General features: G+C 67.5%; 20 protein-coding genes. 14 read left to right on the forward strand and 6 right to left on the reverse strand.

What is annotated here, in order from left to right; genetic code table 11:
• The first annotated feature begins 297 nt into the window (after window positions 1-297).
• The 4 genes from GNX95_RS15950 to GNX95_RS15965 all read left to right on the forward strand — a co-directional run bounded on the left by GNX95_RS15950 (window position 298) and on the right by GNX95_RS15965 (window position 3,945).
• The gene (locus GNX95_RS15950; protein ID WP_163508208.1) at window positions 298-1,248 is read left to right on the forward strand and encodes a hypothetical protein; all 951 of its coding nucleotides are present in this window, start codon (window positions 298-300) and stop codon (window positions 1,246-1,248) included.
• 2 nt (window positions 1,249-1,250) lie between these two features.
• Window positions 1,251-2,141 (forward strand): hypothetical protein, encoded by an 891-nt coding sequence (locus GNX95_RS15955; protein ID WP_163508209.1) that lies wholly within the window; start codon window positions 1,251-1,253, stop codon window positions 2,139-2,141.
• Between the two features lie 86 nt (window positions 2,142-2,227).
• Window positions 2,228-2,824, forward strand: a complete 597-nt coding sequence (locus GNX95_RS15960; RefSeq protein WP_163508210.1) for a TetR/AcrR family transcriptional regulator — start codon at window positions 2,228-2,230, stop codon at window positions 2,822-2,824.
• Entirely contained in the window at window positions 2,821-3,945 is a 1,125-nt protein-coding gene (locus tag GNX95_RS15965; protein ID WP_163508211.1) for a serine hydrolase domain-containing protein, read from the forward strand. Before GNX95_RS15960 ends, GNX95_RS15965 begins: the two co-directional genes overlap by 4 nt.
• 157 nt (window positions 3,946-4,102) lie before the next feature.
• Here GNX95_RS15965 and GNX95_RS15970 read toward each other — a convergent pair whose 3' ends face one another.
• Window positions 4,103-4,474, reverse strand: a complete 372-nt coding sequence (locus tag GNX95_RS15970) for an ester cyclase (RefSeq protein WP_163507231.1) — start codon at window positions 4,472-4,474, stop codon at window positions 4,103-4,105.
• A gap of 93 nt (window positions 4,475-4,567) precedes the next feature.
• On the opposite strand from GNX95_RS15970, the gene GNX95_RS15975 reads away from it, so the two are divergent.
• Window positions 4,568-5,104, forward strand: a complete 537-nt coding sequence (locus GNX95_RS15975) for a TetR/AcrR family transcriptional regulator (protein WP_163508212.1) — start codon at window positions 4,568-4,570, stop codon at window positions 5,102-5,104.
• A 79-nt stretch (window positions 5,105-5,183) separates the two neighbouring features.
• On the opposite strand, the gene GNX95_RS15980 is transcribed toward GNX95_RS15975, so the two are convergent.
• A complete protein-coding gene (locus GNX95_RS15980; RefSeq protein ID WP_163508213.1) occupies window positions 5,184-5,762 on the reverse strand; it encodes a hypothetical protein in 579 nt (192 codons plus the stop codon).
• A gap of 1,295 nt (window positions 5,763-7,057) precedes the next feature.
• On the opposite strand from GNX95_RS15980, the gene GNX95_RS15985 reads away from it, so the two are divergent.
• Window positions 7,058-8,395: a transglycosylase SLT domain-containing protein gene (locus GNX95_RS15985; protein ID WP_163508214.1), complete on the forward strand. Its 1,338-nt coding sequence runs from the start codon at window positions 7,058-7,060 to the stop codon at window positions 8,393-8,395.
• Window positions 8,392-9,906: an NlpC/P60 family protein gene (locus tag GNX95_RS15990; protein WP_163508215.1), complete on the forward strand. Its 1,515-nt coding sequence runs from the start codon at window positions 8,392-8,394 to the stop codon at window positions 9,904-9,906. Before GNX95_RS15985 ends, GNX95_RS15990 begins: the two co-directional genes overlap by 4 nt.
• A 45-nt stretch (window positions 9,907-9,951) precedes the next feature.
• On the opposite strand, the gene GNX95_RS15995 is transcribed toward GNX95_RS15990, so the two are convergent.
• The gene (locus tag GNX95_RS15995; RefSeq protein WP_163508216.1) at window positions 9,952-10,401 is read right to left on the reverse strand and encodes a hypothetical protein; all 450 of its coding nucleotides are present in this window, start codon (window positions 10,399-10,401) and stop codon (window positions 9,952-9,954) included.
• 220 nt (window positions 10,402-10,621) lie between these two features.
• Between GNX95_RS15995 and GNX95_RS16000 the strand changes: the two genes are divergently transcribed.
• The 6 genes from GNX95_RS16000 (at window position 10,622) to GNX95_RS16025 (ending at window position 18,143) form a co-directional block, all read left to right on the forward strand.
• Window positions 10,622-13,669 carry a tetratricopeptide repeat protein gene (locus GNX95_RS16000; RefSeq protein ID WP_163508217.1) on the forward strand — a complete coding sequence of 1,016 codons (3,048 nt, stop codon included), beginning with the start codon at window positions 10,622-10,624 and terminating at the stop codon, window positions 13,667-13,669.
• A 186-nt stretch (window positions 13,670-13,855) separates the two neighbouring features.
• Window positions 13,856-14,686, forward strand: a complete 831-nt coding sequence (locus tag GNX95_RS16005; protein WP_163508218.1) for a hypothetical protein — start codon at window positions 13,856-13,858, stop codon at window positions 14,684-14,686.
• Window positions 14,687-15,009: 323 nt separating this feature from the next.
• Entirely contained in the window at window positions 15,010-15,657 is a 648-nt protein-coding gene (locus GNX95_RS16010) for a DUF3558 domain-containing protein (RefSeq protein WP_163508219.1), read from the forward strand.
• A 228-nt stretch (window positions 15,658-15,885) separates the two neighbouring features.
• The gene (locus tag GNX95_RS16015; protein WP_222853697.1) at window positions 15,886-16,725 is read left to right on the forward strand and encodes an AraC family transcriptional regulator; all 840 of its coding nucleotides are present in this window, start codon (window positions 15,886-15,888) and stop codon (window positions 16,723-16,725) included.
• 67 nt (window positions 16,726-16,792) lie between these two features.
• Window positions 16,793-17,374, forward strand: a complete 582-nt coding sequence (locus GNX95_RS16020) for a dihydrofolate reductase family protein (RefSeq protein ID WP_163508220.1) — start codon at window positions 16,793-16,795, stop codon at window positions 17,372-17,374.
• A 28-nt stretch (window positions 17,375-17,402) separates the two neighbouring features.
• Window positions 17,403-18,143: an ankyrin repeat domain-containing protein gene (locus tag GNX95_RS16025; RefSeq protein ID WP_163508221.1), complete on the forward strand. Its 741-nt coding sequence runs from the start codon at window positions 17,403-17,405 to the stop codon at window positions 18,141-18,143.
• 11 nt (window positions 18,144-18,154) lie between these two features.
• Here GNX95_RS16025 and GNX95_RS16030 read toward each other — a convergent pair whose 3' ends face one another.
• The 3 genes from GNX95_RS16030 to GNX95_RS16040 form a co-directional block, all read right to left on the reverse strand.
• Window positions 18,155-18,559, reverse strand: coding sequence for a DoxX family protein (locus tag GNX95_RS16030; RefSeq protein ID WP_163508222.1), 405 nt, complete (start codon window positions 18,557-18,559; stop codon window positions 18,155-18,157).
• A gap of 98 nt (window positions 18,560-18,657) precedes the next feature.
• Window positions 18,658-19,176: a GNAT family N-acetyltransferase gene (locus tag GNX95_RS16035; RefSeq protein ID WP_163508223.1), complete on the reverse strand. Its 519-nt coding sequence runs from the start codon at window positions 19,174-19,176 to the stop codon at window positions 18,658-18,660.
• A gap of 115 nt (window positions 19,177-19,291) precedes the next feature.
• Window positions 19,292-19,678: a RidA family protein gene (locus GNX95_RS16040; RefSeq protein ID WP_163508224.1), complete on the reverse strand. Its 387-nt coding sequence runs from the start codon at window positions 19,676-19,678 to the stop codon at window positions 19,292-19,294.
• A 113-nt stretch (window positions 19,679-19,791) separates the two neighbouring features.
• Between GNX95_RS16040 and GNX95_RS16045 the strand changes: the two genes are divergently transcribed.
• The gene (locus GNX95_RS16045; protein ID WP_163508225.1) at window positions 19,792-20,553 is read left to right on the forward strand and encodes an aldose epimerase family protein; all 762 of its coding nucleotides are present in this window, start codon (window positions 19,792-19,794) and stop codon (window positions 20,551-20,553) included.
• Window positions 20,554-20,917 lie beyond the last annotated feature (364 nt).

A 20,917-nucleotide genomic window follows, 5' to 3' on the forward strand; every position in this document is an offset into this window, starting at 1 on the left:
CCATCGCCGGTAGCACTGCACCAACGGAGCGGTTGCCATGAAACCGCTGGGCACACTCTGGGCACACATCGCCTTGGAAATGCGAGACCAGCTCCTTATTCCACCGCCGCTGGGAATCTCTTCGACGCAATGAAACCGCAGGTCAACGGTCACATCTGCGAAATGGGAAATAGCTGCGAATACCGGCGAAGCAACGCGGAGGCGGTGCATTACGAGTGCGTCGCTCTGGCCGACTGAGCTAAGGCGGCGAAGTACTGCTCCGTGTCAACGAGTCTAACTGAGTACCAGTTTGTCCAGGTGATCCAGGAAGGGAGCGCCGCCGACTGTACGAAACGTGCCATCGAGGTGTGGCAGACCAAGCCGGTCACCAAGACGCCGACCTGGCACACCCGTCCCGACGAGATACGCAAGCTGGACCAGATCCGCGACGCGTCCTACTGCCCGGGGACCATCACCTTCGACGTGTCCGCGGCGATGGCGGCACAGGGCAGCGTGACGCTCGAGATTCGCGTGCCGGCCGATGTCGAGCGCGCCCCCGACTACGGACGCACGCTCGGTTGGAACGGCCACAGCCTCTCCGTGAGCTATGACTCGCCACCATCGATTCTGCCGCAATACCAGTACAACGCCGGCTTTCCATGCGACACGGCGGCGCCGTACCGACGAGTCGGCTACTTCTCCAGCTTGCTGCAGGCACGAGCGACCGACCCTGACGTGTACGACGCGCACATCCTCACGTATGAATTCGCCGTCTGGCCGCGCACCGATCCTGGTTCGCGCCTGACATTGACCACCGACCACGGCTCGGTCGACCTCGCGAGCAGCGTCGACATCCCTGACGGCCACCTGGCCGATGAAGGCGCCTACTCGTGGCAGGTACGCGTCAACGACGGCGCGGAGACATCCGCCTGGTCACCGACCTGCTCGTTCGTTGTCGACACGACAAATCCGAGCCCACCCATCGGCACGTACGACGCCGACAACCACTTCACCTTCGACGGCCACGGCGACCAGGACATCCGCGGCTTCGAGTACAGCTGGCGCGAGTTTGTCCGGATCCGGCTGCGAGTACAAGCAATACGCGATCCTCGTGTGCCCCGAACCGTTCAACGGCCCAAACAAAATCCTCGCGCCAACCCTGCCCCCGCCCGACACAGGCCTGCTTGTCCTCCTGGTCCGCGCCATAGACGAAGCAGGCAACACCTCATCCGACGTGCGCGTGGATCTCGACAGCCGACACTATGGTGAGCGTGAAGCGTCCACATGAGGTCGACTGGCCGCGGGTGCGCGCCTGGCGTTGGTACGCGGTCGGGTTTTCCTTTTTGTCGACCGGGATGTGGGGGCTCGCCGGCTGGCTCGCCCTGGCGTACACGCAGGGAGTCGCTGGCGCGACCGACAACGTACCCACGACCTATCCGTGGTATGTCGAGGCGGTCGGTGCGATCGCGGTCGCGGTCAGCGGCGTCGCGGCCTGGGCCTGGTTACGCGGCCGCGATCTGGTCAGGAAGCCGTCTCGGATGCTTCCGCTCGTCGGCTCGTACGCCTGGCGGATGGGCCTGGTCCTGTTGGCGTATCCCGTCGCGATCCTGCCGATGATCGGCTTGGTCGCGCTGGTCGGCGTGGCCTTTCCCGACTATGGCGGCGGGGTCGACGGCGACAGCCAGGGCGCGATCGTGCTGATGGGCTGGCTGGCAGCGCGGTTCGCGATCGCGGGCGGCGCCGGGGTTGCCGCGATGGTCGCCGGCACGGTCGTTCCCGTCAACGTCGTGGCGGTCCGGGCGGCGATCACCCGGCAGAAGGACCTCATGCCGCAGAGCCTGCTGGCGATCTCGTTCGACATCGTCGCCTTGCTGGTGGCGGTGATCGTCGTTCCTGATCTACTGCCGCGCGGCCTCCTGGACGGCCTCGTCACGCTTGCCCTGGTCCTCGTACTCGCGGCGGTGCTCGTCGGCGCGATGTGGCTGGGGCTGCGCGCCGGATCACGGCCGTGGTACGGCGACGCGAGACCAACGGGACGACCGATGGCGATGCCGCTCCGACAGGGATGGCCGATGCTCGCCGTACGCCTGGTCGCGGCCGCGTTTTTCCTTGTCTTCATGGCGTTTCAGGTGCTTCAGGCCTTCGGTCTACGTGGTTTGTAGTCCGGCACGGGCCTGACGATGTGCCGGCCACTGACCGTGTGATCGTCGTCATAATCGGAGATCGAAACGATCGATACCATCTCCGTATGCCGGTGCCGAAGGGGGCGTCTCTGGACCCCGCGCGTACGAGGGAGGCGATGCTGACGGCCGCGACCGCGTTGCTGTACGAGCGCGGCTTGGACGGCGTCGGCGTCGCCGACCTGTGTGCCGCGACCGGCGCGTCACGGGAGACGCTCTATCGGCATTTCGGGTCGAAGGATGGCCTGATCGAAGCCGTTCTGACCGCGCGAAGCGATCGGGTCATCCGGTGGTTGTGGTACGCGGCGGACGCTGCGTCCGACGACCCGGCGGCCCGGTTGGCCGCGATCTTCGACGCGCTCGGCCGCTGGTATGTCGAAGACGGCTTTCGCGGCTGCGCGATTCTCAACGCCGCCACCCAGCATCATGAGGCTCCGGTCCGCAAGGTCGCGGCCCGCCATCTCGGGCGTTACCTGGAGTTGCTAACCGACCTCGCCGCACGCGCCGGGGTGGCCGATCCCGACGGTGTGGCGCTGCAGCTCCTGATGATCGTCGAAGGCGCGACGATCGTCGCCGATCACTACGACACGACCGGCGCCACCGCGGCCACCGCGAAGCGTGCGGCACTCACGCTGCTGGCGTCGGCGGACAGGACAAGCAAATGACACAGATCCACGGTTTCGTGGCGGCTGGATTCGATGGAGTGGCCGAGGCGTTCCGGCGTAACTTCGACGAACACGGCGAGGTCGGCGCGAGCATCGCGGCGTACTGGCGTGGACAGCAGGTCGTCGACCTGTGGGGTGGTCAGGCCGATCCGGATGCCGGGCTCGCCTGGCAGCAGGACACCCTGCAGCTGATTTTCTCAGGCACCAAAGGACTGCTCGCCGCCTGCGTCCTGCTGCTGGTGGAGCGCGGCCAGGTCGACCTCGCCGCGCCGCTGGCTCGCTATTGGCCGGAGTTCGGGAAGCCGGCGGTCACCGTCGGGGACGTATTGTCACATCAGAGCCGGCTCCCCGGCGTGCCCGGCGGCGTCACGACGAGCGACCTGCTCGACGGGTCGGCGATGGCCAAGCACCTGGCGGCACAGGAGCCGGAGACGGATCCGCGGGCCGGCTTCATGTACCACGCGCTGACGTACGGGTGGCTCGTCGGCGAGCTCATCCGCCGGGTCGACGGTCGTGACGCTGGCCGCTTCTTCGCCGACGAGTTCGCGCGACCGCTGCGACTGGACATCTGGATCGGGTTGCCCGACGAACTGCACCACAGGTCATCGCGGACGATCGCCGGCCCAGGTGTGCTGGCGCCGCCGGAGCCGGACGACCCGCTGCACCGACTTGTCCGCAACCCGCTGCTGGCCGCCGACGCGCCCGACCTGTGGAACAGTGCCGCATTCCGGCGAGCCGGAATGCCGGCGGTCGGCGCGTACGCGACAGCTCGGGCGATGGCCCGGTTCTACGGCTGCCTCGCGGCCGGCGGCTCCTGCGACGGCATCCGCGTACTCGCCGAGTCCACGATCGCGCTCGGCCGCCAGGAAATCCGCCGCGGTGTCGAACCGACCTGGCGTGCACCTATGGCGTACGCGGCCGGGTTCGAGCTGTGGACTCCGGCGGCGCACCTTGGCCCACCGCGCGACGCCTTCGGCCATGCCGGTGCCGGTGGCTCAAGGCACGGCGCCTGGCCCGCGCTCGGCGTCGGCTTCTCGTACGCCATGAACCAGCTGCGCGCCGACACTCCAGATCCGCGTCCACTGGTCCTGCTGGACGCACTGCACTCGGCCATATGCTAGGCCTGTCTCCATATTCCGCGGGGCGATAGCCGAGCCGCTGTCACATCTTTCTCGGGCAGACGACGTTTGGATCTCGACTCTCATCCCCCCGGAATATGGAGACAGGCCCTAGGCCGGTCCGCCCGATCGACCGGCGATTCGCTCGGAAGCGGTGAAATCAGAACGAGTCGCCGAAGGCCCAGTGTTCGATCAGCTGTCCGTCGCGTACTCGGACCATGTCCATGGCGTTGATCCGAAACCGCCGGCCGGTCGGTGGCCGGCCGAAGAAGTCACCGGTGTGCGTGCCGCTGATCGTGTAGCGGTTGCACACCCATTCGCCGGTTTCGACGCTGTTCTCCAGGGTGATCTGCCAATCCGGGACGCCGGCGACGATGCGTTCCCATTTCGTCCGCCAGTCCTGCCGGGTGAATACCTCACCCTGGTCGATCGAGGTCTCGGCGACGTACTGGAGCGAGGTGTCCAGGTCTCCTCGCGCCCGGCCGGCGATGATCGCGTCGACCACCTCGCCGGGAGTGAGAGGACTGCTCATCTGGACTCTCCTTCGAATAAATCGGGGACTGTCCCCGCTTTGGTTCGGGTAGCATACGGGGAGCATCCCCGTTTTGGCTAGAGGGGTGGTGTGATGCCGCGTCGCGACGCGCAACGCAACTACGAACGGCTGCTGACCGAAGGGGAGGTCGCCTTTGACCGGGACGGTGTGGGTGCCTCGCTCGACGACATCGCGAAAGCGGCGTCGGTCGGTAACGCGACCCTCTACCGGCACTTTCCCAGCCGAGCGGCCATCCTGGAGGCGATCTACGGCGAGCGGGTGAGAACCTTGCCCGCGGTGGCCGCGTCGCTGGTCACGGACGGCGACCCGGGCGCTGCCCTGGTGACCTGGTTGCGGACGGTCATCTCGCTCCTCAACGGCAGCCGCGGGCTCCGCGAGGCATTCGAAGCCGCGACGATGGCTGACTCCGAGCTTCGGCACATCGAATGGCCCCAGATCGTACGCGCCGCCGCCAAACCGCTGCTGGCCAACGCGCAGGCCGCCGGCGTCATCCGACCGGACCTGACCACAGCAGAACTGATCACGTTGCTCACCGCCATCGCCAAAGCCGCCACCCCCGCCGACGCCGAGCGCTGCCTCACCCTGCTGATCGACGGCCTCGGCGCCTAGATTCTGGCGCGAGTCCCCGGCCCGCGCACTCTCGCTGTTCGGACTGCACTCGCGTGGCAGACTTTGCCCGGCTTTGAAACTAGGGAGAGGGCGGGGGCAGAGCCGCGGTCAATACCGCTGCGCGGCGCCGTGCATGACGGTGTCCGGCGGTCGCAGCGTACCGGTAGTACTTGAGAGCGATCGCTGGCTGTGTTTCTTCGATCCGTGCGGCGATACGAGCTGCTGCTCTGGTGTCGGCGGTAAACCGACCAGGCTGGTTTTCCCTTGCCAACGCCGTCAATAGTTGCCTGGAGAGTGCTTGTATTGTCGCGTTTTCTGCGAGTCGCTGGCTCACCTCCTCGGCAATGAGCTGATAGGCCCGACCTAACCGATGGACTGCGATCGCGAACAGTGCGAGGCTGAAGACGAGACCTAGCACAACGAGACCAATACGTTGCCAAGCCTCCGAAAACTCTCTTGCGGCGACAACGGTCAGGACGACGAGCGGCAGGCTGATAGCCGCCCGGACCGTCGCTTCTCCACGGAGGCGCTGGTAGGTGCGGAACGCGTCTGGAGTCTTGCAGAAGAGCAGTGGAAGCGTCATGGGGATCCCGGCTTGCACGACCGTTTCCACTATTGGTTCCAAGTTAATCAGACGAATGACGACTGTACGTCGCATTCTTATCGGCACCTCCGGTCGCACCAATGCGTCCAGATTCGCGGCCGCCGAAGGCGGATCGGCAGCTCCAGGCTGCGGCGTCTGCGGCCCGGCTGTCGGCCGATGTGGTGCAGCGCTCGCCAATGCGCTGGCCAGGTACGTGCTAATCCGCGCCCTCAGAGTCCGGTGGCCAATGGATGAGAAAGACAGCAGCTCAAACGGCAACGTGCTGACAACTTGTCGGAGGCTGCGGGCGTGACCTGGCCGCGTGGCCATCCAAGACGCAAGAAGGACGGCAGAGGCGGAGGTAATGGCCTCAGACATGATTCCGAGAAGGTAGGCACCCAGCAGGATAACGACGATAACGACCGGTTTCCCTGCCCAGTCACCCAGCCTGTACAAATCGGCGATCAAACCGCTGGCCGGTACGTAAGGCGGAAGGGCTCTGTGCCACAGTAACCACGCCGTAGTTAGCCAAATAGCCCCGGCCGGGAAGGGCGCTCGCGCACCTCGCAAGCCGGACAGCAGTTGCTCCAACATGTGGAAATTCAACCAGGTTTGCGGTCGTTAGCCGATGTCCTGGACACATAACGGTGTCGTATCAGAGTCCAAGAGATCTATAGTTCGATCCAATTTATCACTTTTGTTGACATCCGTCACCTATTTCGCCGACCTGCCACATCGACGCTGCTCATGGCAAGGTGCGACTGGCGAGCTGCATCGCGTGCGATGTGCAATCCAGTCCACGGACGCGGAGACTGGCTCCTACCACATGTGGGACGGGCGCGAGCGACGGAAATTCCCGGTGTCCGGCGCCCGATCGCCCGTCTGTGCAGCACCGGGATTGCAGCCGCTATCAGGATAACCGTCCGCTGAGTGTCGTCAAGTGATTTGGTTCTCGCCCTTTTCCGGAAATGAAGAGCAAGACATGCTCGTCTCCGGAAAACAGAAGCTACACCTCGTCACGCGCGCCGCGGGACGCTGCATCCGCGTTGGGGCGGCGGCGCCCTGGGACTTGTGAGTCAGAACGTGTTGGTGCGGCGGCGCGAAACGTCGTGCCCACCCGCGTCCGAAGCCCGCCTGCGCAAGATCTGCCGCGCTTTCTGCCGCAGGATCACCCGCCAGCCACCTCACCGCACCGGCATCGCCGGTGTTTCCCCACCTCAACTGAGTTTTCTGCCGCCGGCCGGTACGGCCAGGTTGGTGCAAGCCGGCGGTCAGCCGTTCTCGCGATCGTGATGGCGGAGCGAGTGTTCAACAGGGTCCGCGATCGCGCCGCTCCAGCGCGGAGCGGGTCGCGTCTCGTGAGGGGAGACATGAAAGGTTTCGAGTGGTGCAGGAGTACGGGCACACTGTTGGCGACCGCGGCGGTGGCGATCGGATTCGCCAGTCCGGTGGCCGCCGCCGGCTACCAGGATCAGCTGCCGCCGTCGCCAGGCGCGTCGTGCCAGCCGCAGTCGACGCTGGGCGGTACGCACCTGACGGCGAGCCAGGTCGCGCGGTATGCGCTGAGCGCCGGATTCGACAAATCGCACGCGGTGACCGCGGTCGCGGTCGCGCTGGCCGAGAGCGGCGGATGGACCAGGGCGGTGCTGCTGAACACCGACTGCACCCGCGACCGCGGGCTCTGGCAGATCAACAGCTACTGGCATCCGGAAGTCACCGACGCGATGGCGTTCGACCCGGCGAAAAACGCCGCCGCGGCATACCGGATATCCGGCCAAGGGTCGGCCTGGACGCAGTGGTCGACCTACAACAACGGAGCCTACAAGGCACATCTCGATGAGGCGCAGGCCGCAGTCTACGGCCAGACGACCAGGAAATTCGACCCGAAGGCGGTCCCGTCCGGGACGTTGTTGCGTGAACCGTCCGGTGCGATCGCGGTGTCGGTGGGTGGCGCTCCGGCGGTGTTCGCCAGCAATGCCGAAATCAAGGCACTGGGATACGGCGGCGACACCGTCTACCCGGTTTCTCGCGGGTTCTTCGGAAAAATGCCGGGTACGCCGCGCGAAACGACACTGATCCGGAACAGCGCGTACGCGACGGCGCTGGTCGTGGACGGGTGGAAGGTTCCGTTCGTCAGCAACGCCGAGATCGCCGCCTCCGGATACAAAGGCCGCCCGGTGATCGCCACGCCGGCGCGTTTCTTCAATGCGATTCACACCGGTCTTGCCAACGGCGCGCTGATCCGTAACTCGCGCAGTGTGGCGGCGGTTGTGGTCGGTACGGGCAAGGTCGTTTTCAACAGCAATGCCGAAATCGACGCGTCGGGTTACCGAGGCCGCCCGGTCGTACGGGTGCCGGACCGGGTTTTCGACTCACATCGCTCGACGATCCCGGACGGTTCGCTGGTCAGCAATTCCCAGCACGCGGTCGCATTGGTGGTCGGCGGTGCGCGGGTGGTGTTCCTCAACAACGCGGAAATCGCGCACACCGGCTACAAGGGTCGCCCGATCGTACGCGTCCCTGACCGTGCCTTTGCCGGCCTCGCCCGGCCGATGCGCAACGGGACTCTGGTCAGGACACCGCCCAGCTCGCACGTCTGGGAAATCGTGAACGGCCACAAGGTGCTCGTCACCCGGCACAGCGGCCCCGTCTCCACCATCCCCACCCGCGTCCTCAACGGCATTCCTACCGAACAAGGAAAATCATGAAGATCCAGAGTGGACTGATCGCGATAAGCGCGATGGCCGGGATCGGTTTGGCCGTTCCTGCCCAGGCCTTCAGCGCGCCGGCCATCGTACGACCGGCCAGCGCGGTCAATGGCAAGATCACCCGGTCCGAGGTGCTGACCCGCTCCAAGTCGTGGATCGACGAAAAGGTCCCGTACAGTCAGGACAACAACAGCCCGCACGTGAACAAGTACGGCTCCTACCGCCGCGACTGCTCCGGATTCGTCTCGATGTCCTGGCACCTGAGCTATTCACGGACGACCGCCGACCTGCCCGACGTGATGCATCCGATCGCGCGCAAGGATCTCAAACCCGGCGACGCGCTTCTGCTTCCGCACACTCACATCGCATTGTTCGTCGGCTGGGCCGACGGCGCGCACACCCAGCCGGTCGTACGTGAGGAATACGACTATGGTCACGTCGCCGAGCAACGGGTCTGGGCAGCCGCCAAGGCGGGCAACTACACGCCCGAGCGGTACGACAACATCGTCGACGATGCCGTCCGCACGTTTGATCCGAAGGCCGTTCCGTCCGGGACGCTGTTGCGGGAGCCCTCGGGTGCGATCGCGGTGTCGGTGGGCGGCGCTCCAGCCGTGTTCGCCAACAATGCGGAAATCACGGCGCTGGGATACGCCGGCAGTCCGATCTACCCGGTGGCTCGCGGATTTTTCGCGAAAATGCCGAGTACGCCGCGCGAAACGACGTTGATGCGCAACAGCAGATACGCGACCGCGCTGGTCGTTGACGGTTGGAAAGTCCCGTTCGCCAGCAACGCCGAGATTGCCGCGTCCGGCTACAAAGGCCAACCGGTGATCGCCACTCCAGCCCGTTTCTTCGACACCGTTCACACCGGTCTGCCGGACCGTGCGCTGATCCGCAATTCGGGTAATGTGGCGGCGGTCGTGGTCGGTACGGGCAAGGTCGTTTTCAACAGCAACGCCGAAATCGACGCGTCCGGCTATCGGAGGCACCCCGTGGTACGCGTACCGGACCGGATTTTCGACTCTCACCCCACGAGCATCCCGAGTGGGTCGCTGGTCGGCAATTCCCACCATGCCGCGGCCGTGGTCATCGGGGCCGGCAAGTACGTCTTCGCCAGCAACGCCGACCTGGCCAGCGCCGGTTATCGGGGCCATACCGTGGTAGAAATCCCGGACCGCTCGTTCACCAATCTCAGCACCGGAGTGCCGGACGGTTCGCTGGTACGCAATTCGGCGGGTGCCGTCGCGGTGGTGGTCGGTGGGGCTCGGGTGGTGTTCGAAAATCACGCCGAAATCGTGCACACGGGTTATTCGGCCAAGCCCATCATCCGTATTCCGGATCACGCTTTCGCCGCCCTGGCCCGGCCGATGCGGGACGGCACGCTGGTGAAATCACCGGCGAACTCGACGATCTGGGAAATCGTACACGGCCACCGGGTCGCGGAAGCCGGAAAGCACGGGACGGTCTACACCATCCCCACTCGCGTCCTCGACGGAATCCCACGCAAGTAACGGAAACCGACAGGCGCGCCGCGACCGCGGCGCGCCTGTGCCGTATCAGGACAGGGACCTGGTGCTCAGCCGGTTGTCGTGGCCTGGCCCGAGGTTCAACACGGTGGCCCACACATGCGCGGCGCCGTCGGCTGGTACGTCCAGCAGGGCATGGAAGCCGTGTGCGCTGCCGTACGCGGGGAACTCGCGCGCGACATCGGGCCGCTTGACGCTGGCGGTCACCCGGTAGACCTTGGCGCCGACGGTGATCCGCAGTGCGACCGGGCCGGTGGTGTCCGGGTCGATCGCCCATCCGGCGACCTCGACCTGCCGTGCGTGGTTCACCAGCACAGCAGACTCGAAGTTGCCGGTTGGGTCGAAGCCGCACGGATCGCCCGGCGCGACCGGGCGCTTCGCCGAAGGTGGAGGTGGGGCAAGGTCGCCGCCGCTCTCGATCTGCCACCCGCCCGGCTTGCCGGGCGGCTCGGAACAGGCATCGTGCGGCACGGCCGCCATTGCTGGCGTACCCGTCCCGATCGTCGCGGCAACCGCGACACAGGCCAAAAATCGTTTACCGACGCCAGAAAGTCGCATTGGCAGGCCTCTCCCCAGGAATGCGTGCATACGGTACGGCATGCTGTCAACATGACGACCGACCACGCGACGCATGACACTCGCCGGACGGTCGAGTTCGCCACCAACACCGTCGTACGCCCGCACGAAACGGGGTGAGCCGGTGGCAGACGTGCCGTTCGCGACCTGGCTGCGGACCACCCGGCAGGCGGCCGGGCTGAGCCAGGCGCAGCTCGCCGACCGTTGCGGGCTGAGCGTCCGCGCGATCCGCGATCTTGAGCGCGGCCGGGTCCGTACGCCCCAGCAGGCGACCGAGAAGCGGTTGGTCGAGGCGCTGGAGGGCGAGCTGTCGATCACCATCGCCGGGCCGCTGGAGGTGCGCAAAGGCGACACGCCGATCGCCGTCACCTCGCCCCGCCGGCGCGCTCTGCTCGGCTATCTCTGCCTGTACGCCAACCAGACGGTGCCGGTGGACAAGCTGCTGGAGACGGTCTGGCCGGATCGCGACGTCCCGGCCGTCGAGCCGCTCCACCAGGAGATCTCCCGGCTGCGGCGGTTGCTGCGGGGCCAGCGGAGCGTCCGCATCGACCACACTCCAGGTGGATATCGGCTGGTCGCCGAGCCGGAAGCGATCGACCTGCCGCGGTTGCGAGCGCGGCTGCGGGAAGCCGGTGCGCTGGCCGAGCAGCGGCACCTCACCAGGGCGTACGCGATCTGGGACGCCGTGTTCTGTCGCCCGCCCGGTCAGCTGCTCGCCGATCTGCCGCAGTTCGCCTCTGACCCGGCCGTCCAGGCGGTCGCAGCGGAGCTGGCGCGCGCGGCGATCGCGTTCGGCTCGACCGCGACCACGCTCGGGCGGGCCGACCGGGCCGTCGACCCGCTGCTCGCGGCGCTGCGTACGGATCCGTTGGACGAAAGTGTCTGCGCGGCGGCGATGCGGACGCTTGCCGCCGCTGGACGGCCGGCAGCCGCGTTGGACCTCTACCGGCAGACCCGCCGCGGCCTGTCCGCCGAACTGGGCATCGAACCCAGCGCCGACCTGCAGCGGACCTACGAGGAGCTGCTGGCGGCGACCGGCGCGGAGCCGGCTCCGGGCACCGGTGCGCCGGCGCAGTTGCCGGCCGACGTGCCCGACTTCGTCGGCCGGGCCAGCGAAGTCGACCGGATCCGACAGCATCTCGCCGCGGCCGGCGGTGCGGCCCCGGCGCTCGCGGTCGTCACGGCGGCCGGCGGTTTCGGGAAGACGGCGCTGGCCGTACACGTGGCGCACCGGATCCGCGACCGCTATCCCGACGGGCAGCTGTTCATCCAGCTGCGCGGCGCGAGCGGCCAGCCGGTCGAGCCGGCCGACGCACTCGCCTCGCTGCTCTACTCGCTGGGTGCTCGCGACATCCCCACTGGCCTGGACGACCGCGTACGCCTCTTCCGCACGCTTCTCGACGGTCGTCAGATGCTGCTGGTCCTCGATGACGCCGGCGACACCGCGCAGGTGCGCCCGCTGGTCCCCGGCTCGCCGAGCTGCGCCGTTTTGGTCACCAGCCGGCGAAACCTGGCTGGCCTGCCGGGTGCCGAGTCGATCGGGCTGCGTCCGCTGGAGCCCACCGAGGCGGTCGACCTGCTCGCCCGCATCACCGGTGTCGGCCGGGTCGCCGTCGAGCCGGACGCGGCCACCTCGCTCGCGGCGGCTTGCGGCGGCCTGCCGCTGGCCGTACGGATAGCCGGTGGCCGCCTCGCCGCCCGGCCGAGCTGGCCGCTGGCCACCTTCGCCGGCCGGCTCGCCGACTCCAGCCGGCGGCTGGACGAGCTGCGCCTCGGTGACCTCGCCGTACGCGCGTCGCTGCAGCTCGGCTACGAAGCTCTGCCGGCGGACCAGGCGATGGCCTTCCGGGCCTTCGGGTCATGGCCGGACAACGACATTCCGCTCGAGTTCGCCGCCGCGCTGCTGGCGATGCCGGTCTCGCCGGCCGAGGATCTGCTCGAGGCGCTCGTCGATGTCCATCTGCTCGACTGCCCCGAGCCGGGCCGCTACCGGATCCACGATCTCCTGCACACGTACGCCGCCGAACGGCGCGCCGAAGACGACTCCGCCAGCGTGCGGGAAGAAGCCGTCGTGCGGGTGATGGCGTTCAGCAGCAGTACGGTCGAGCACGCCCTCGCGGTCATCTATCCGAACCGGACCCCGGAACGGCCGGAGGACCACCGCGACAGCCCGCACCAGCTGAGGTTCGACGCCTACGCCGACGCTCGTGGCTGGCTGGATCGCAGCTTCGACACCCTCGTCCTGCTGGTTCGCCATCAGGCGGCCGAGCGTGGGCCGGGAGCCGACACCGCCGGGTTTCTGGCTCTGTTGCTCACCCGCTATTGCCAGCTGCGCGGCGACTGGCGCGCGTACGAGCAGATCGCCCGCCTCGGCCTGGCGCTGGCGACCTACACCGGCGACGAGCGCCTCGCCGCCCGCATCCGCATCGGGCTCGCCGGGTGCCTGGACAACCAGTACCGCAGCACGGAGGCCGCACCTCTGCACCACAGCGCGCTCGCGTACTTTCGCGGCAGCGGCGATCGGCTGAGCGAGGCTCGCGTGCTGATCAACCTCGGCAGCTCGTACGGGCGCCAGCAGCGCTACACCGAGGCGGAGGCGCACTTTTCCGCCTGCCTGCGGCTGGCGACCGAGCTGGGCGACCGGCAGCTGCGGATCCGCGTACTGATCAACTTCGCCGAGACGCTGAACCACACCGGTGACTATCCGGCCGCCCGCCGGCACGCCGAGCTGGCTGTGGATCTCTGCGAGGAGTCCGACGAGCACGTCGGCCGGGCCAACGCCATGAGCACGCTGGGCGAGACGCTCACGCGACTGGGTGACCACACCGCGGCTGCCCGTACGCTAGCGCAGGCGCTGGAGCTCGCCAGGCAAACCGGCGACCGTGGTTGCGAAGCCGAGACCAGCACCCGGATGGCCGCGCTGTCCCGACAGCTCGGCGACTACCGCACGGCGATCGGGCACGCCCAATGGTCACTGGGCATCTACGACCAGAACGAAGACCTCTTCGGGCGGGCCGAAACGCTCAACGAACTCGGCCGGATTTTCCAGCAGGACGGCCAAACCGACAACGCCGTACGGAACTGGCGGGCCGCCGCGGCGATTTTCGCCGACCTCGGCGCACCAGAGGCCGCCGCCGTCGCCGGACTCCTGGAGCCGCTGACCGCCCGATAGCGGCACCGCGACCGGCAGATCCGCGGAAAACTGCCGGATGCTCCAGGCATGGTCCTCATCCGTGCTGGTCAACGCCGGGGTGTCAAAGGCGGACGGACGGCAATGCCGAGGCAAGTCGTCGTACGCCGCGTCGCCCCAAGGTGGACACCTAGGCCCTAGCCGGTCAGCTTGCTGTGGGAGATCGAGATGAGCCTTCAACGCACTGAGCAACGCCGCCTCGGCTGCTGGACGCGCGGAAGCGTCAAAAGCGGCCTGTATTCCGTTCAGAAGACCGACACGTACCAGACTTACGCGATCACGCTGAGCCGGCCGGCGGAGGGCTCCGCGGTCGTCCAGGTCTCGTGCCCGAAGTGCCGCCGTCAGGTCGACGTTTCCGTTGCGTGCCAGCGGGAGACGCGCGGTGGGCAACTCGGCAGGATGGCGGTCGGCGTCGCCGGGCTGATCATCTTCGGTCTGGCTCTCGCCACGAACATCTCCATCGGCTGGGACACTCCCAGCTGGACCCTCCCCGGCGTACCGCTCGGATTTCTGCTTGCGCTATGCGGATTCGGCTTCGGGGCGGCGTACGACGGCATATCTGTCGACAGGAAGAGTTTCCACAAGATCTTTCCGGCGAAGACCAGTCAGCCCAGGCAGAAGCAGCGCCCCGAGGTCCGCCGACTGACCGGTGCGCGTCGGGGGATCGGGCTCGTGATGGCCTGCGTCGGGATCCTCGCACTGGTGGCGGTGATCCCGCTCCTGGTCCTCACGTTCATCGGTGTCGGCAATCCGACGCTGCTGAAACTGGCGCTGGGAGAAACGTTTTTGGCCTCGGTGCTGCTGATCGGCGGCGCTGGCGTCGACGGTCAAACGGCGTTTGCCGCGGTCGTCTGCGCGCTAGCCGTCCTCGTCGTCACCATCCCGCTTTTCCTTGTCGGCCTGACCGCCGTCGGCTGGGGCGGGATCCTGCTCGTACTGCTCCTGTTCGTCGTCGCGCAGACGTTGTCGGCGATTTCCCGGCGTCGACAGCAAGACTAAAGCTTGAGTTTTAACCTCTGGGTTGGTGAGTGGTTCCGCGCCACTGGACGCCCGACGGCTGGCAACCTGAGGATCCCCGGCCGGCCTACCCTGCTCCGAGAGCCGCCATCCGGGTCATTGTCCGGCAGTGCAGCGACTGGGTGATGTCTTTCCAGCCATCGGCGGCGCGGACCGGCGCGGAAGGTGGCGAAGGGGTCCACTATATAGGACCCCCACAGGCGCGTGTAACGTTAAATGTCTGTCTTGTGAGCCAAACAGGTGAAACTCAAGTAAAGCGTACGCATGAATCTGATCTTCATCGCGGAGCGAAAACCCGCGACCAGATGAACCAGCAGGTAAAGGAGTTTGAGCACCAGATGCCGCACCGCACCATTCGACTCGCCGCAGCTGTCGTCGCCACAATCAGCTTGTTCGCCGTCTCCGCCTGCGGCGGTAGGGCCGGCGGGGCCGGAGGGACTGCTCAGCCACCGGCCACCGCGGGCTCGAGCGCTCCGGCTGACAGCAGCGGCTCGGGACCCAGGGTTCCGTCCCCACTGCCGACCAAGGACTTGATCGCCAACCCGTGCAGCGTGCTCAACGCCTCGGAGGCAGAACAGGTCGGCCTCAAGTATCCCGGCGAGAAGAGCACCGGCGTGCTGAACGGCTGCCGCTGGACGTCCTCCGGAAGCAACCTGAACTTCGTCAACAACACGCCGATCGAGCAGAACAAGCACGGGATCAGCGACATCTACGACCAGAAGGCCCAGCAGGCCTACTTCGAACCCACCACGATCAACGGCTACCCGGCCGTCTTCGCCGCCACCCGGGACAGCCGCTCGAACGGCATCTGCACCCTCTGGGTCGGCGTCACCGACCAGCTCGCCGTCTCGGTCCTCCCGAACATCAGCATTGGTTCGAACAAGAAGGACCCCTGCGGCATCGCGAAGAAGTTCGCCACCGCGATGATCGGACATCTCCAGGGAGCGTCGTGATCGTCACTCGACCTGAGCCCGCGTGGACAGCGTGACGCTGGTTTCCAGCACGATAGCCGCTGAAAGCAACAGATAAGCAGCACGCCGCCGATGGTCGAGGCGGTGAGGTCTGTCCGCCGGCCGGTACGCGGTCAGACCTCGGTCCGGTTTGTGCCAGCTGCGGGCGGCTGAGCCAAGACAGCGTGGGGTCAACGGCTCCGGGTCGGTCGGGTCGGCGATGCTGTGAGCGTGGAGTATGTGTCCAGAGTGCCGCGGCCGCCGCTGGACGGGCTGATCGACGACCTCTACTACCTGGAGGGTGCGCCGCCGTACGACCGGCTGACGCTGCCCGCGATGCCGGCGGCGCTGCTCATCGTCAACCTCGGGGCGCCGCTTCGGATCCGTGCCGGCACCGACATCGAGACGGCCGCCTACGCCGATGGTTGCGTGATCTCCATGCCGACTCGGGCGTACGAATTTGGCTATCCGTCTCGGACCCGGTCCGTCGGCGTGCACTTCAAGCCGTGGGGGCTGGCGCCGTTCGTGGCGATGCCGGTGGCCGAGCTGTGTGACCGGCCGGTGACGGTGGAGCAGGTCTGGGGCCGGCCCACCGTCGCCGAGCTGCGTGACCGGCTGGCTGCGGCGGACGGGCCGTACGAGATGCTGACGCTGCTCGAGGCGGAGCTGATGCGACGGCTGAGCGAGACCACCGGCCTGGGGCTGGTCCGCCATACGAGCTGCGTCATCGCGGCGGCCGGCGGCGCGGTGCCGATCGGCGATCTGAGCGTGGCGGCCGGTGTCAGCAGCACTCATCTGGCGCGGCGGTTCAAGGAACTCATCGGCGTCACGCCCAAGCGGCTGGCCCGTACGCATCGTTTCACCGCCACCGTGTTCGCGATCGACCCGGCCGGACCGGTCGACTGGGCCGAGCTCGCCAGTCGCGCGGGCTATTTCGACCAGGCCCACTTCGGTCACGAGTTCCGTGCGTTCACCGGTCTCACGCCGACCCGGTATCTGGAAGTCCGGCGGCGGTTCCTGCGCGAACATCCCGGCCACGTGCTCGACAGCTGGCCACTGCCGGCCGATTGATTTCTTACAAGAGCGGTAGCTCGCGACTGGCTAGTTTGGGGACATCCCAGAGCAGAGGAGAGTCGGCGTGGGCAAGGTCGTCATGTACAGCTCGGTGTCGGTGGACGGCTTCGTCGCGGACGACAAGGACCAGCCCGGGCCGCTGTTCGACTGGTTGACCAGCGGAGACGTGCCGCTGGATGAGGGTGGCGCGCTGAAGGTGTCGCAGACGTCGTTTGACTACGTCCGGCCGTACTGGGACCAGATCGGTGTGACGGTCGCCGGCCGCCACGTCTTCGACCTGACGGACGGCTGGGACGGGAAGCCGCCAAGCGGCATCGACCACGTGGTCGTCGTGACGCACCGGCCGCCGCCCGAGGGCTGGGACTCCGGGGCGCCGTTTCACTTCCTCGATGGCGTCGAGGCGGCCATGGCCAAGGCGCAGGAGCTGGCGGGCGATCGTGTGGTCGAGGTCGCCGCGGGCGACGTCGGCGGCCAGGTGCTTGCCGCGGGCCTGATCGACGAGGTGCGCATGGACGTCGTACCCGTCGTGTTCGGGTCCGGAAAGCGCTATTTCGGCTCGGTCGACGCGCAGCACCTTTTGGAGGATCCTGACGTGGTGGTTCACGGAAACCGGGTGCTTCACCTGCGCTATCGGGTACGCCGTTGACCGGCGCCCGCGTGCGTGAGGTAGGTCGATGGTGACCATCCCCGTCGACAACCCGGTCGCGGCCGCGGCGACCGCGGCGATCCACGATGGACGCGTCATCGATCTGCGGCGAATGCTGGCGGAGCATCCGTGGCTGGCCGGCGCTCGCGTCGGCTCGGACGCGCCTGGAGCGATGTCCCGGACGCTTTTGCACGTGGCCACCGACTGGCCTGGCCACTATCCCCGGGTCGGAGCCACGATCGCCGCACTGGTCCAGGCGGGCGCCGACGTCAACGCGCGCTTCCGCGGCCAACACGAGGAGACGCCGCTGCACTGGGCCGCCAGCTCCGACGATCTTGAGGCGCTGGACGCGCTGTTGGACGCCGGCGCCGACATCGATGCCTCTGGCGCGGTCCTCGGCGGTGGGACTCCACTGGCGGACGCGTGCGGATTTCGGCAGTGGACGGTGGCCCGGCGGCTTGTGGAGCGAGGAGCCAGGACGACCCTCCGTGATGCCGCGACCCTCGGCCTCGACGACCGGGTCGTCGCTTTCCTCGCCGCGAGACCTGGTCCGTCGGCCGAGGAGATCGACGTCGCGTTCTGGAGCGCCTGTCACGGCGGCCGCCGAGACGCCGCGGAGCTCCTCCTCGAAGCAGGCGCCGACGTGAACGTCGTCCCGGCCTGGTCAGATCAGACGCCACGAGACGCGGCCGCCGACGGTGGAGCGTACGAACTGGTCGCGTGGCTGACCGACCGAGGCGGTCGATCAGCCACCAAGCCCGGCGAATAACCGGCTCGGGCCTACGCCGCCGTGTTCGGCGCGGGGGAGGCAGTCGTACGCGGCTCGACGGCCCAGCGCCCGAAACGCGCGACCGCCACCAGAGCGGCGAGGACGCCGAGAACGACGGTCACCACCGCGCTGGACGGCACGCCGACGACGAAGTTGGTGATCGTCGCGCCGACCATGGTCACGACCAGGCCGACCGCCGCCACCGGCGTCAGCACCGGCAGGATCCGCGTCGCCGCCGGCAATATCAGGCCGATCGCCCCCAACACCTCGGCGGCGCCGGCGAGTTTCAGCAGAGCGATCGGCACTCCCTGAGCCGACTGCTGGAGCTCGGCGGCGGGGGCGAGGAGTTTGCCTCCACCGACGGCGAGGAATGCTAAGGCCAGCAGAGCCGACACGACCCATACGACGATTTTCATGGTGTTCTCCCGTCAGTAGCCATCACGCACACAGGTTCCCGGACGTCGGTGACGACCGTCGTCATCACGACTGGTGATTTCCAGGCCCGGCGTTGTGCCTAGCGCCGGAGCTCGAGTGCGTACACCGAGAGTTCCACCGGAGTGCCGTCCTCGTTGTATTCACCCGACGGCGCGCAGACCCCGATCTGGTCGAACCCGCTGCGCATGGCGACTCGTGCCGATGCGATATTTCGCGCGTCCGCGAGGATAATCGCACGCCGACCGATGCGCTCGGCGGTGATGTAGGCGCAGATGGCCGCGACCGCGGCCGTCGCGACGCCACGACCGCGAGCCCACGGGTGCACGGCGTACGCGATGTTCACGTCGCCGGGCGCTGGAGTGTGTTCGGAATCCGGGTCGCAGTCCACGTAGCCGGCGAGCCTGCCTTCCCACCAAATGCCGAAGCCTCGTTTGCCGGCTCCCCGGGCGGCGTTCTGAGCGAGGTGGGCGAAATGGTGCCGCGTCGACTCGACCGTCGCGGGTTCGCCGGAGAGCCAGCGGACCACGGCCTCGTCTTCGCCGGCATTGTGGCTGTCGATATCGGCCTCGCCCAGCGGACGCAGTTCAACGTCGGGCACGCGGAAACTATAACGGCGGGGCTTTTGCGCATCACCTCCGTTTTTGTCGAGGAATCATCTGGAAAACCTCGGCAGCGCTGGAAAGCGGCTGCGGCGGGAAGTGGGGAATCCGGAGTCAGTCTTCGGGGCGGACGGCGATGACGTCGATTTCGACCAGGATGTCGCCGAGCTCGGAGCCGGCCGTTGTCCGTACGGGATATGGCTGGTCGAAGAACTCCGGGAAAACCTCGTCGAATCCGGCCCAGTCGCGGTCGGCGTTGGCGAGATGCGCGGTCACTTTGACGACGTCGCGCATATCGCAGTTCGCGGCGGCCAGGGCGGCCGCGACGTTGCGCAGGGTCTGCCGCGTCTGTTCGCCGATCTCGTCGCCGACGATCGCGCGCGTCCGCGGATCCACCGGCCCGAAGCCGGCCGTCACGACCAGGTTGCCGGCCGAGACCACCTGTGAGTAGTTGCCGCGAGGATCCGGTGCCTCCGTGGTGGTGTACGCGCGTCGGGTCATGTGTGGTTACTCCGCTCTTGTCGTCGCGACCGCGGGTCGCCTAGCCTGATCTTCCAAATAAGAATGCTATCTTCGATATACAGGAGAATAGCCTCATCGGGACGTGATGCCGCATGGAGATCCGTGGCGCTGACTGTCGTGCGCGTTTCGTCCCGGCGGACGGCGCGCGGCTGGCCGAGCTGTCGCTCGGCGGTCACCAGCTGATGGTGTCCGACTGGGGTGGTGGCGAGCTGTTCCACGGTGCCTTCGTGATGGCCCCGTGGACGAGTACGTTGCCGGACGCGACGTTCACCTTCGCCGGTGACCAGGTCCGGATGCCGGCGGACTATCCACCGAACGCCGAGCACGGCGTCGTACGCAAGAGCGGCTGGCGCCCGTCGGCCGGTGGCCTCGCGACCGACATCGCCGGTGGTTGGCCGTACGGCGGCACCGTGACGATGACGCCGACACCGCTGGCCGGCGGCCTCGACCTGAGCCTGACCGTCCGGGCCGGCACGCGGCCGATGCCGGCCGCGGTTGGCTGGCATCCGTGGTTTGTCCGGCACCTGCGCGGCCGTGAGGCGCAGGTGCGGATCCCGGCCGGCGCTCTGGAGCAGGAGCGCGACGACTCCGGACGTCCGACCGGCCGATGGCTCACCGCGTCGCCTCCACCGTGGAACGCCTGCCTGAGGACGGCCGGTCCGGTGGAGGTCGAGTGGCCCGGCGTCGGCACCTTGACCATCGCCTACAGCAGCGCGTACGTCACGTTGTTCACCTCGCACGAGCGTGGCGTCTGCGTCGAGCCGGTGACCTCGCCGGCCGAGACGATGGACCGGGTGCTGCTGCCCGGCGAGGATCTGCGGTTGGACATCTCGTTGCGGTGGACCGCGGCCTGACCGCTGGTCAGGCGTGGGCGCGGAGCAGCTCGCTCGACCGAGTCGGGTGGCACGTCGCCGTCCGTCTTTCCCCGCAGACCGAGGATCGGCAGCGTCAGGCGCGCGGCGGTGGTCGGTGCGTCCGGCAGGCCGCGACCGCCACCCCAGCGCGCGAGCGGACCCGACGGTGCCAGCAGCGCGTCGATGAATGCCGGCGCCGACAGCGGTGGCGAGCATGGCGGTCCATTCTTTGGCCCGCGTGCCACCGGCGGCCAGCCGGTCGCGCCGCAGGACGGCCGGAGTGATGACATCGCCTCGATCGAAATGCCGAAGGTAGGGAACGGCCACTCGGGTCACCTGGTCGAGAAGTCCGGCGCGCCACGGA

The organism is Fodinicola acaciae (assembly GCF_010993745.1).
Lineage (GTDB): Bacteria > Actinomycetota > Actinomycetes > Mycobacteriales > HKI-0501 > Fodinicola > Fodinicola acaciae.